Consider the following 12,734-nt stretch of genomic DNA (forward strand, 5'->3'; position numbering starts at 1 on the left):
GATATTCACAGAATATCGTTCATCTTAGTAATTTTCTTTATAGATATCATCGCTGATATCGACACATGACCATATTGGTCAACGGTTAAGTTATTAAGGGCGCACGGTGGATGCCTTGGCACTAGGAGCCGATGAAGGACGGGACTAACACCGATATGCTTCGGGGAGCTGTAAGTAAGCTTTGATCCGGAGATTTCCGAATGGGGAAACCCACTGCTCGTAATGGAGCAGTATCCTTATCTGAATACATAGGGTATGGAAGGCAGACCCGGGGAACTGAAACATCTTAGTACCCGGAGGAAGAGAAAGCAAACGCGATTTCCTGAGTAGCGGCGAGCGAAACGGAATTAGCCCAAACCAAGAGGCTTGCCTCTTGGGGTTGTAGGACACTCAACATGGAGTTACAAAGGAACGGGGTAAATGAAGCGATCTGGAAAGGTCCGTCATAGAAGGTAAAAACCCTGTAGTTGAAACTTCGTTCCCTCCTGAGTGGATCCTGAGTACGGCGGGACACGAGAAATCCCGTCGGAAGCAGGGAGGACCATCTCCCAAGGCTAAATACTCCCTAGTGACCGATAGTGAACCAGTACCGTGAGGGAAAGGTGAAAAGCACCCCGGAAGGGGAGTGAAATAGATCCTGAAACCGTGTGCCTACAAGTAGTTAGAGCCCGTTAATGGGTGATAGCGTGCCTTTTGTAGAATGAACCGGCGAGTTACGATTACGTGCAAGGTTAAGTCGATGAGACGGAGCCGTAGCGAAAGCGAGTCTGAATAGGGCGCATGAGTACGTGGTCGTAGACCCGAAACCAGGTGATCTACCCATGTCCAGGGTGAAGTTCAGGTAACACTGAATGGAGGCCCGAACCGACTCACGTTGAAAAGTGAGCGGATGAGGTGTGGGTAGGGGTGAAATGCCAATCGAACCTGGAGATAGCTGGTTCTCTCCGAAATAGCTTTAGGGCTAGCCTCATGTGTTAGAGTCTTGGAGGTAGAGCACTGATTGGACTAGGGGTCCTCATCGGATTACCGAATTCAGTCAAACTCCGAATGCCAAAGACTTATCCATGGGAGTCAGACTGCGAGTGATAAGATCCGTAGTCAAGAGGGAAACAGCCCAGACCGCCAGCTAAGGTCCCCAAGTATACGTTAAGTGGAAAAGGATGTGGAGTTGCTTAGACAACCAGGATGTTGGCTTAGAAGCAGCCACCATTTAAAGAGTGCGTAATAGCTCACTGGTCGAGTGACTCTGCGCCGAAAATGTACCGGGGCTAAACGTATCACCGAAGCTGCGGACTGTTCTTACGAACAGTGGTAGGAGAGCGTTCTAAGGGCGTTGAAGCTAGACCGTAAGGACTGGTGGAGCGCTTAGAAGTGAGAATGCCGGTATGAGTAGCGAAAGAAGGGTGAGAATCCCTTCCACCGAATGCCTAAGGTTTCCTGAGGAAGGCTCGTCCGCTCAGGGTTAGTCGGGACCTAAGCCGAGGCCGAAAGGCGTAGGCGATGGATAACAGGTTGATATTCCTGTACCACCTCCACTCCGTTTGAGCAATGGGGGGACGCAGAAGGATAGGGTAAGCGCGCTGTTGGATATGCGCGTCTAAGCAGTAAGGCTGAGAAGTAGGCAAATCCGCTTCTCATTAAGGCTGAGCTGTGATAGCGAGGGAAATATAGTACCGAAGTTCCTGATTTCACACTGCCAAGAAAAGCCTCTAGCGAGGAGTATGGTGCCCGTACCGCAAACCGACACAGGTAGGCGAGGAGAGAATCCTAAGGTGAGCGAGAGAACTCTGGTTAAGGAACTCGGCAAAATGACCCCGTAACTTCGGGAGAAGGGGTGCTCTGTTAGGGTGTTAAAGCCCGAGAGAGCCGCAGTGAATAGGCCCAGGCGACTGTTTAGCAAAAACACAGGTCTCTGCGAAGCCGTAAGGCGAAGTATAGGGGCTGACGCCTGCCCGGTGCTGGAAGGTTAAGGGGAGAGGTTAGCGCAAGCGAAGCTTTGAACCGAAGCCCCAGTAAACGGCGGCCGTAACTATAACGGTCCTAAGGTAGCGAAATTCCTTGTCGGGTAAGTTCCGACCCGCACGAAAGGCGTAACGATCTGGGCACTGTCTCAACCAGAGACTCGGTGAAATTATAGTACCTGTGAAGATGCAGGTTACCCGCGACAGGACGGAAAGACCCCGTGGAGCTTTACTGTAGCCTGATATTGAATTTTGGTACAGCTTGTACAGGATAGGTAGGAGCCTGAGAAGCCGGAGCGCTAGCTTCGGTGGAGGCGTCGGTGGGATACTACCCTGGCTGTATTGAAATTCTAACCCGCAGCCCTTATCGGGCTGGGAGACAGTGTCAGGTGGGCAGTTTGACTGGGGCGGTCGCCTCCTAAAGAGTAACGGAGGCGCCCAAAGGTTCCCTCAGAATGGTTGGAAATCATTCGCAGAGTGTAAAGGCACAAGGGAGCTTGACTGCGAGACCTACAAGTCGAGCAGGGACGAAAGTCGGGCTTAGTGATCCGGTGGTTCCGCATGGAAGGGCCATCGCTCAACGGATAAAAGCTACCCCGGGGATAACAGGCTTATCTCCCCCAAGAGTCCACATCGACGGGGAGGTTTGGCACCTCGATGTCGGCTCATCGCATCCTGGGGCTGTAGTCGGTCCCAAGGGTTGGGCTGTTCGCCCATTAAAGCGGTACGCGAGCTGGGTTCAGAACGTCGTGAGACAGTTCGGTCCCTATCCGTCGTGGGCGCAGGAAATTTGAGAGGAGCTGTCCTTAGTACGAGAGGACCGGGATGGACGCACCGCTGGTGTACCAGTTGTCTTGCCAAAGGCATAGCTGGGTAGCTACGTGCGGACGGGATAAGTGCTGAAAGCATCTAAGCATGAAGCCCCCCTCAAGATGAGATTTCCTTTTGCTTCGGCAAGTAAGATCCCTGAAAGATGATCAGGTAGATAGGTTCGAGGTGGAAGCGTGGCGACACGTGCAGCTGACGAATACTAATCGATCGAGGACTTAACCCAATAAGTATCGAAATAAGTGAACGATATGAATATCTTGATAGAACACATTATCTAGTTTTGAAGGATCAACCTTCAACTGAATATGTCTGGTAATGATGGCGAAGAGGTCACACCCGTTCCCATACCGAACACGGAAGTTAAGCTCTTCAGCGCCGATGGTAGTTGGGGGATCTCCCCCTGTGAGAGTAGGACGTTGCCAGGCAAATTGATAGAAAACCAGTGCTTATTAGTTTAGGAGCTGGTTTTTTTGTGTTTTCTTTTAGCATGCATAATTACATAGATGCCCCCCATGCCGTCTAGTTGCCCTTACCATGCCCCCCTATGCCTCCCTGTCAATTCCAAACATATTCAACAAATACCCGTGCAAGTAAAAAGGGATTTTATCAGAAGCGATATTAAGGAAGTGATTAATTAAAGAAAGATCACTACTGTTAAAAGTATGGAGCAGCTCACCCCACCACTCTGTTTCATACCGACAGATCATGCTTAAGTTATATAACAACAGATAATGTGAGAGTATTTCCGGGAAAAAGGTTAACTGTTCTTTTTTCCTTGGGATATATAGCGCACACTTTTCATGGTTATATAACAGTGGTGAGTATTGGCAAGGTCTATTGTTTTCAACCTCGTTAAAGAGAATAGCATCGTCTTTTACGGAGTTAAAAACAAAGGAAGTTTGTTTTTGGAAGTGCTGTATGAATCGGTCTTTTGTCATTTTGTAGTCATCTAAAATGGATTGCGGCACTTGTATAACGCTATCTCCAACTTTCCCAACTGCTAAAAAAGGCGTTTTATTTTTAGTGATTTTAATGGTTGTTTCTAGTTCAGGAATGGAAAAGAGTAAATCCCGCATGGAGTACTTTGTTCCTTCTATTTGTTTCACATGGAACATTTTGTCGCTAAAGTGCGAAAAGAGGCCGTTTTTCTGGACTTTCACTTCATCTTGTAAAAATTCATAGCTTTGTTTCTTCCGTTTTCTTGTGGAAACCCCATGTGCCAATACAGATGTAGATTCTGGATAGGAAGGATCAACCGTTAACAAACAGGCCTTGATTAATTGAACCATTCCGTAAAACATGAGAACGGGTTTGATGGAAGTGGGCGTATTATTGGATTGTTGAAGGTAGGTCAGTCCATGTTCCACATAGTAAATAAAGCTATATGCATTGTTGTAGCTTTTTTGTTCAAATTGTTCAATTTGTTGTTTTTGGTAACTGGACTTTAGCAGTTTCTGGGCGGTTTCCACCGATTGAAATGGGTAAAATAAATGTAAGTATGGCGCTGTCAATGACTCCACGTCCTCATAGGAAATATTATAGTTAGAATAATTAGAAAAAATAAACTTATGTTACTGTCCTTGACAGTATTTTGTCCAGTTGATACTCTACTATAAATATTATCGAGAATAAGAAGGGGGAAAATTTTGTCATGTGGGAAAATAAATTTGCTAAAGAAGGTTTAACATTTGATGATGTTCTTTTAGTTCCATCCAAGTCTGAGGTTTTACCAAGGGATGTAGATTTGAAAGTGAAGTTGACCGAAACATTGCAATTAAACATTCCGATTATCAGTGCAGGGATGGATACAGTGACAGAAGCAGAGATGGCGATTGCGATGGCACGCCAAGGAGGCTTAGGTATTATTCACAAAAATATGTCCATTGAACAGCAGGCAGAGCAAGTGGATAAGGTGAAGCGTTCTGAGCGTGGCGTTATTACGGATCCGTTCTTCTTGACTCCTGAACATCAAGTGTTTGATGCGGAACACCTTATGGGGAAATACAGAATATCTGGAGTTCCTATCGTCAATAACAACGAAGAACTAAAATTGGTTGGTATTTTGACAAACCGTGATCTTCGATTCATTCAGGATTTCTCGATTCCCATTTCAGATGTCATGACAAAAGAAAACCTCGTAACTGCTTCTGTAGGAACCACATTAGAAGAAGCAGAGAGCATTTTACAGAAGTACAAGATTGAAAAGCTTCCTCTTGTGGATGAAGCTGGCGTATTAAAAGGACTTATTACCATTAAAGATATAGAGAAAGTAATTGAATTCCCACACTCTGCTAAAGATAACCAAGGGCGTCTGCTTGTAGGTGCTGCTGTTGGTGTGACGGGAGATACGATGCTTCGCGTTGAGAAGTTGGTCCAAAAAAGCGTGGATGCTATTGTAGTGGATACAGCACATGGTCATTCTCAAGGTGTACTGGATACGGTGAGTAAAATTAGAGATAAGTATCCTAACTTGAACATCATCGCTGGAAATGTTGCAACAGCAGAAGCTACACGAGATTTGGTGGCAGCCGGTGCGAATGTAGTAAAGGTCGGTATCGGGCCGGGCTCCATTTGTACAACACGAGTAGTTGCCGGTGTAGGTGTGCCGCAGATCACAGCAGTATATGATTGTGCAACTGAGGCACGCAAGCTCGGAGTATCCGTCATTGCAGATGGTGGAATCAAGTACTCCGGTGACATTGTCAAAGCACTTGCTGCTGGTGGACATGCAGTAATGCTAGGCAGCATGTTAGGTGGTACCTCTGAAAGCCCTGGGGAGACAGAAATTTTCCAAGGCAGACGTTTTAAAGTGTACCGCGGCATGGGGTCTGTTGGTGCAATGGAAAAAGGAAGTAAAGATCGTTATTTCCAAGAAGACAATAAGAAGTTTGTCCCTGAAGGTATTGAAGGCCGCATTCCTTATAAAGGACCAGTTGCAGACACTATTTACCAAATGGTGGGCGGTCTGCGGTCCGGCATGGGGTACTGTGGTACAAAAGACTTGCAAGCATTAAGAGAAAATGCGCAGTTTGTGAAAATGACAGGTGCCGGGCTTCGTGAAAGCCATCCGCATGATGTACAAATCACAAAAGAATCCCCTAACTATTCTGTTTAAGTAAGTGTCATAGGAGTTTAGTCTTATAAACAGACAGAGAAAGAAGTGGTCTTTCTCTGTCTATTTTTTTTGGACATAGTGTGATAAAATAACGACTATGTGAAAAAATTCTGGAGGTAAGACAAGGTGAAAAGAAGCTTTAAACAATTGTTCGTCAGTTTATTAGTACTTACGCTTATGGTTTCAATATTTCCTGGTAAATCTGCTCAAGCAGAAGAAAATGATTTTCTGAATATAAATGCGAAAGCTGCTATATTAATAGAATTTAATACAGGGAAAATTATCTATCAGAAAAACGTAGATGAGGCACTTCCTGTTGCAAGTATGACAAAGATGATGACGGAATACTTACTTCTTGAAGCAATTGAAGCTGGAAAATTGGATTGGTCAAAAGAAGTGATTCTAAGTGACTATGCACAAGCGATATCTCAAAAGTATCCTGAGCTATCCAATGTTCCTATGAGAAAGCAAGAACCTTACACAATTAAAGAACTCTATGAGGCGATGGCAATCTACTCTGCAAACGGAGCTACGATTGCACTGGCTGAGGCTATTGCAGGTTCAGAAACGAAATTTGTAGAAATGATGAATGCGAAAGCGGAAGAAATAGGATTAGAGAATTACAACTTCGTTAACTCTACAGGATTAAACAATGAAGACCTAGCAGTAGGTGGGGTTCCGATGCACCCTGAAGGAACGGATGCTAATGAAGAAACGACTCTTTCCGCTAAGGACACTGCAAAATTAGCACATCGTTTACTTACGGATTATCCTGAAATTTTGGATACAGCAAGCATTCCATTTAAGGTTTTCAGAGAAGGTACACCTGATGCGATAGATATGCCGAACTGGAATAAGATGTTGTTCACCGAAGAGCTAAAGGTGCAATTTGAAGGAATTGACGGATTGAAAACTGGTTCTACTGATGCAGCTGGTTTCAACTTTACCGGTACTGCTGAAAGAGATGGAATGAGAGTAATATCGGTTGTAATGAACACAACAAACGATGAAGGAGTCTCCACAGAGATTTCCCGTTTTATTGAAACGAAAAAATTAATGACTCATGCTTTCGGTAGTTACTCTGTACAAGAATTGTTTCCTGGAGAGTACCAAATTGAAGGCGAGTCCATTCTTCCTGTAACAAAAGGGAAAGAAGACAGTGTAGAAATTCAGACAAAAGAACCATTCAAGACACTTGTCAAAGATGGCAATAAAGATAACTTTAAACCTCAATTCGAAATCAACGAAAAGCTTCTGAACGAAGAAGGAGAATTAACAGCTCCGGTAAAAGAAGGAGATAGCGTTGGTGTAATGACAGTTACTCAGGAAGGCGGCCAGGATTACGGCTATCTTTTCGGTAACGATCAAGAAGGTTCAACAGTAGAGTTGGTAACTAAAGAAGGCGTGGAAAAAGCAAACTGGTTCGTATTATCCATGCGTGCAGTTGGCGGATTCTTTTCCGATCTCTGGTCCACAGTTGCTGGGGCAATTAAAGGATTATTTTAATTAAGAATTAATAATGCTTGAAGGCCCATCTTCACAGAGGATGGACTTTCAGGCATTTTCCTTATAGATGACTTACGCGTAATTTCATTTATCGGGGAAATACTACTTTATGATAAAAGGTTTCACAAAAGCCGAATCTTTCTAAATAGTGGCAGGGTAATCTTTCGATATTTTATTAGGATTTTTCTAAAATTTAAGGTAAAATAAAGAGCGTGTTAGTAAATTATATGGACTTGCTCCATTTTATGAAAAAATATTTTATACATATAGGGGGACTTATCGATGACACATCAAACAGGTACAGATCGTGTAAAACGTGGAATGGCGGAAATGCAAAAGGGCGGCGTTATCATGGACGTTGTCAATGCTGAGCAGGCGAAAATTGCAGAAGAAGCTGGTGCAGTTGCTGTAATGGCATTAGAGCGTGTTCCTGCTGATATTCGTGCAGCTGGTGGAGTTGCCCGCATGGCAGATCCAACGATTGTGGAAGAAGTAATGAAAGCTGTATCCATCCCGGTAATGGCGAAAGCTCGTATCGGCCATATCGTAGAAGCTCGCGTATTGGAAGCAATGGGTGTGGATTACATCGATGAGAGTGAAGTATTGACTCCAGCGGATGAGGAGTATCACTTGGACAAGCGTCAATACAAAGTACCATTCGTATGTGGTTGCCGTGATCTTGGAGAAGCTGCACGTCGTATTGGTGAAGGTGCATCTATGCTTCGTACTAAAGGGGAGCCAGGGACAGGAAACATCGTGGAAGCGGTTCGTCACATCCGTAAAGTGAACGCACAAGTTCGCAAAGTGGTTGGGATGAATGAAGATGAATTGATGACAGAAGCAAAACTATTAGGTGCTCCTTTTGAGTTGCTTCTTGAAATCAAGCGTACTGGTAAACTTCCGGTAGTAAACTTTGCAGCAGGCGGAATTGCAACTCCAGCTGATGCAGCGTTAATGATGCAATTGGGTTCTGACGGGGTATTTGTTGGTTCTGGTATCTTCAAATCCGAAAACCCTGCGAAATTTGCTCGTGCAATCGTAGAAGCGACTACTCATTACCAAGATTATGAACTGATTGCAAGCCTGTCCAAAGGATTGGGTACAGCGATGAAAGGCATCGAAATTTCTACACTATTACCTGAAAATCGCATGCAAGAGCGTGGCTGGTAAGTAAAGGAGTTTTAACGTATGGTGAAAGTTGGGGTCTTAGGACTTCAAGGTGCGGTTCGGGAGCATGTTAGATCCATCGAAGCATCTGGAGCAGAAGCAGTAGTAGTAAAAAGAGCAGAACAGCTTTTTGAATTAGACGGCCTGATTATACCGGGAGGCGAAAGCACGACGATGCGCCGACTGATTGATAAGTATTCTTTCATGGAGCCATTGCGCGAATTCGGTGCAAGCGGCAAGCCTGTTTTTGGTACATGTGCCGGACTGATATTGATTGCAAATGAAATTGTTGGCTATGATGAGCCGCACTTGGCATTTATGGATGCGAAGGTGGAGCGTAACTCATTCGGACGTCAGGTGGACAGCTTTGAAGCAGAACTCGATATTGCAGGAATAGCAGAAGATTTCGTTGGTGTCTTCATCCGTGCTCCGCATATTGTGGAAGTGGGAGAAGATGTGGAAGTTCTCTGTAAGCATAACGGCCGTATTGTAGCTGCTCGTCAGGATCAATTCTTAGGTTGTTCGTTCCACCCGGAATTGACGGATGACCACCGTATTACACAGTATTTCGTCAATATGGTGAAAGAGTCCCAATAAATTTGGGTATAAAACTATTGCAAGTATGAGAAACTTGTAGTAGATTATCTAATAAGAAAATATTGTTAAAGCGTTGATAGGAAAAAGTAGCAGGTTGCTCATACTTGAAGAGAGTCGGTGGTTGGTGAGAACCGATGTATGACATTTGCGAATCCATCCTTGAGCACTTGGCCGAATTGCCTCTAACAGGCATAGTAAGTCAATTCGGTAATATTATTACCGTTATCGAATGAAGTGGGAGAAGGCGTTTGGTCTTTTTCAACAAGGGTGGCAACACGGGAATATAACTCTCGTCCCTATTTAGGGGACGGGGGTTTTTTGTGTTCTCAAGATTTCTGCGGAACTCCCTGCTGATTTCCGTTCCAGGTATTCGCTTTCCGCGGGGCGTGTGCTTGAGCCTCCTCACTTCGTTGCGGGGTCTCAACCTACCGCTACCTCCCGCCGGAGTCTCATAACTTGCACTACAATCACCAGGGGATGACCCTATGGCTATTCGTTATTTTGGAAGAAAAAAAGGAGGAATAAGACATGTTGGATATGAAGTTATTGCGTGGGAATTTTGAGGAGATAAAGGGGAAGCTTCAGCATCGAGGGGAAGATCTTTCTGATTTGGACCGCTTTGAAGAGCTCGATGCGAAAAGAAGAGACCTTCTTGTTCAGACAGAGCAGTTAAAAAGTAAACGAAATGAGGTTTCTCAGCAGATTGCTGTCATGAAACGCGAAAAGCAGGATGCTGATCACTTGATTAAGGAAATGCGCGAGGTAGGGGACAAAGTAAAGGATCTGGATGAAGAGTTAAGAAGTGTAGAAGAAGCGCTTGAACTGCTACTTTTATCTATTCCAAACATCCCTCATCAAAGTGTTCCTGTTGGAGAAACAGAGGATGACAATGTGGAAATCCGTAAATGGGGCGAGATTCCAAACTTCGGATTTGAAGCGAAAGCGCATTGGGATATTGCGGATGAGCTTGGCGTCATAGATTTTGAACGAGCGGGTAAGGTTACAGGTAGCCGTTTTGTTTTCTATCGTGGCTTAGGTGCGAGGCTTGAGAGAGCATTATTCAACTTCATGTTGGATTTACATGTAGATGAGCATGGGTACACAGAAGTGTTACCGCCTTACTTGGTAAACCGTGCGAGCATGACTGGTACAGGACAGCTTCCTAAGTTTGAAGAAGATGCATTCTTAATTGAGAAAGAAGATTACTTCTTGGTTCCGACAGCAGAGGTTCCGATTACGAATATGCACCGCGATGAGATCTTAAGTGGTGATCAATTGCCAATCAATTATGCGGCATTTAGTGCTTGCTTCCGCTCTGAGGCTGGATCTGCAGGTCGTGATACTCGTGGATTGATTCGTCAGCATCAGTTCAATAAAGTAGAGCTTGTGAAATTTGTAAAACCAGAAGAATCTTATGAAGAGCTGGAGAAATTGACTGGTAATGCGGAAAAAGTATTGCAACTGCTTGGACTTCCCTACCGAGTGTTGAGCATGTGTACAGCAGATCTTGGCTTTACAGCAGCAAAGAAATATGACATTGAAGTATGGATCCCAAGTCAGGAAACATACCGTGAAATTTCTTCTTGCAGTAATTTCGAGAGCTTCCAGGCACGCCGTGCAGGCATCCGTTTCCGTCGCGATCCAAAAGCTAAACCAGAACATGTGCATACGCTGAATGGATCTGGACTTGCGGTTGGACGTACGGTGGCGGCGATTATGGAAAACTATCAACAAGAAGACGGTACTGTCATCATTCCTGAAGTATTGCGCCCATATATGGGTGGGAAAGAAATTTTGACTAAATAGTGAACAATGGAAGGATAGAATGAAAAATCTCTATCCTTCTCTTGTATCTTGTTGACATCCTTTTCGGAAATATGATATATTACTCTTTGTCATACGGAGGAATACCCAAGTCTGGCTGAAGGGATCGGTCTTGAAAACCGACAGGGGTGTCAAAGCCCGCGGGGGTTCGAATCCCTCTTCCTCCTCCATTGATTTTAAAGAATGTTTTACCGATAGCGCATAAACTGGAGTATGTTCGTTACATTATGGAGAAGTAACGACTTTTTTATTGCCTGAGATGAAGCGACGTCATCTTTTCGGCAATCTGTAAGCTGCCCAATTAGGGTGGCTTATTTTTTTTGCTTATAGAAAAAAAGACCGGACATTTAACCGGTCTTTTTGTATATCTTTTATTTTTTTAGTAACTGTGATTGCTTCATGTGGTGGGAGATCTTTTCGATAATCGGTTCTACGGAATCTGAATTCTTCAGTACATCGTATTCGTTGATGTTTAAACGCAGGACAGGGCATGCGTGGAAATTATTGATCCATTTTTCGTAGCGCTCATGCATTTCCTCCCAATAGGAGATCGGAGTCTGCTGTTCCATTGGGCGCCCGCGTTCTTGGATGCGGCCAAGGATATCATCCAGGCTTCCTTCTAGGTAAATCAAAAGGTCAGGATGAGGGAAGTAAGGTGTCATCACCATTGCTTCAAACAGGCTGGTGTACGTGTCATAGTCGACCTGTGTCATTGTGCCCTTCTCATAATGCATGTTGGCAAAGATGCCGGTGTCTTCGTAGATGGAGCGGTCTTGAATAAAGCCGCCGCCATATTCAAAGATTTTTTTCTGGTCTTTAAAACGTTCTGCCAGAAAGTAAATTTGTAAATGAAAGCTCCAGCGCTCGAAATCTGCATAAAACTTATCTAAGTATGGGTTGGTGTCTACTTTTTCAAAAGATGTACGAAATCCAAGGGCATTTGCCAATGCATTCGTCATCGTAGATTTACCGACTCCCACTGTTCCGGCAATCGTAATGACCGCGTTAGAAGGGATGCCGTATTTTTGACGTAAATTCATTATACGTTAACTCCTTTATTCAAGGTATCTTTCAACTGTTGGAAGATACGCTGTAGGTCTTCATCTCGTTGTACAAAGTCAACCTCGTCTCCGTTAAAGCGCAGGATCGGCAGGGAAGGGTATTGTTCTTCGAGGCGATCCATTTCTTCATCATAATCAAGACTTAGCTGTTGAAGGTATAGCGGATCAATTTTCTTTTCGATATCACGGCCACGCTTTTCGATTCTTGTTAGTAGCGTGTCCAGACTTGCATTTAAATAAATGATGACATTTGGTCTTGGCATGTCTTCTGTTAGAATATCGTAGATTCTAAGGTATTTATCGTACTGCTTGTCCTTTAGTGTGCGTTTAGCGAAAATAAGGTTTTTTAGAATATGATAATCAGCTACTACCGGTTTATGTTGCTTTAGGTGATGCTGATCGATGTCTTCGAGTTGTTTGTATCTATTGCATAGGAAAAACATTTCCGTTTGAAAACTCCACTCGTCGATGTTTTCGTAGAATTTTCCTAGGAATGGATTTTCGTCTACTATTTCTTTTAATAATTGATATTGGAACTCTTCTGCAATTTTTTTTGCAAGTGAGGTCTTTCCAACACCAATGGGTCCTTCAACTGTTATAAATGGTGTTGCTTGCACCAGGATGCCCCCTTTATAAGCGTGTGACTACATCAATATTTTGACAGACAATAAG

8 protein-coding genes, 1 tRNA gene, 2 rRNA genes and 1 other annotated feature are annotated in these 12,734 nt (G+C 44.2%); of the genes, 8 read left to right on the forward strand and 3 right to left on the reverse strand.

From position 1 onward, the window contains the following. Positions 1-83 precede the first annotated feature (83 nt). Positions 84-3,015 (forward strand): 23S ribosomal RNA (locus B4U37_RS00060). An 85-nt stretch (positions 3,016-3,100) separates the two neighbouring features. Further along, positions 3,101-3,217 (forward strand): 5S ribosomal RNA (rrf, locus tag B4U37_RS00065). Positions 3,218-3,334: 117 nt separating this feature from the next. Here rrf and B4U37_RS00070 read toward each other — a convergent pair. Beyond that, on the reverse strand, positions 3,335-4,303 hold the full coding sequence (locus tag B4U37_RS00070; RefSeq protein ID WP_088016613.1) for a YaaC family protein: 969 nt from the start codon (positions 4,301-4,303) through the stop codon (positions 3,335-3,337). A 140-nt stretch (positions 4,304-4,443) separates the two neighbouring features. Here B4U37_RS00070 and guaB point away from each other — a divergent pair, with 140 nt between their 5' ends. The 6 genes from guaB to B4U37_RS00100 all read left to right on the forward strand — a co-directional run bounded on the left by guaB (position 4,444) and on the right by B4U37_RS00100 (position 11,171). Continuing rightward, a complete protein-coding gene (guaB, locus tag B4U37_RS00075) occupies positions 4,444-5,907 on the forward strand; it encodes an IMP dehydrogenase (RefSeq protein WP_088016614.1) in 1,464 nt (487 codons plus the stop codon). A 126-nt stretch (positions 5,908-6,033) separates the two neighbouring features. Next, positions 6,034-7,413 carry a D-alanyl-D-alanine carboxypeptidase family protein gene (locus B4U37_RS00080; protein WP_088016615.1) on the forward strand — a complete coding sequence of 460 codons (1,380 nt, stop codon included), beginning with the start codon at positions 6,034-6,036 and terminating at the stop codon, positions 7,411-7,413. Between the two features lie 282 nt (positions 7,414-7,695). Next, a complete protein-coding gene (gene pdxS / locus B4U37_RS00085) occupies positions 7,696-8,583 on the forward strand; it encodes a pyridoxal 5'-phosphate synthase lyase subunit PdxS (RefSeq protein WP_010191323.1) in 888 nt (295 codons plus the stop codon). An 18-nt stretch (positions 8,584-8,601) separates the two neighbouring features. Further along, a complete protein-coding gene (gene pdxT / locus B4U37_RS00090; RefSeq protein WP_088016616.1) occupies positions 8,602-9,177 on the forward strand; it encodes a pyridoxal 5'-phosphate synthase glutaminase subunit PdxT in 576 nt (191 codons plus the stop codon). 64 nt (positions 9,178-9,241) lie between these two features. Next, positions 9,242-9,478: a binding site (T-box leader), on the forward strand. 227 nt (positions 9,479-9,705) lie between these two features. Then, positions 9,706-10,983 (forward strand): serine--tRNA ligase, encoded by a 1,278-nt coding sequence (serS, locus tag B4U37_RS00095; protein ID WP_088016617.1) that lies wholly within the window; start codon positions 9,706-9,708, stop codon positions 10,981-10,983. Positions 10,984-11,078: 95 nt separating this feature from the next. Next, positions 11,079-11,171 (forward strand) — tRNA-Ser (locus B4U37_RS00100). Between the two features lie 201 nt (positions 11,172-11,372). On the opposite strand, the gene B4U37_RS00105 is transcribed toward B4U37_RS00100, so the two are convergent. Further along, complete coding sequence (locus B4U37_RS00105; protein WP_063559058.1) at positions 11,373-12,041, reverse strand: deoxynucleoside kinase; 669 nt, start codon at positions 12,039-12,041, stop codon at positions 11,373-11,375. After that, positions 12,041-12,679, reverse strand: a complete 639-nt coding sequence (locus B4U37_RS00110) for a deoxynucleoside kinase (protein ID WP_088016618.1) — start codon at positions 12,677-12,679, stop codon at positions 12,041-12,043. Before B4U37_RS00110 ends, B4U37_RS00105 begins: the two co-directional genes overlap by 1 nt. Between the last annotated feature and the right edge of the window lie 55 nt (positions 12,680-12,734).

Origin of the sequence: Sutcliffiella horikoshii (assembly GCF_002157855.1) — a bacterium.
Taxonomy (GTDB): Bacteria; Bacillota; Bacilli; order Bacillales; family Bacillaceae_I; genus Sutcliffiella_A; species Sutcliffiella_A horikoshii_C.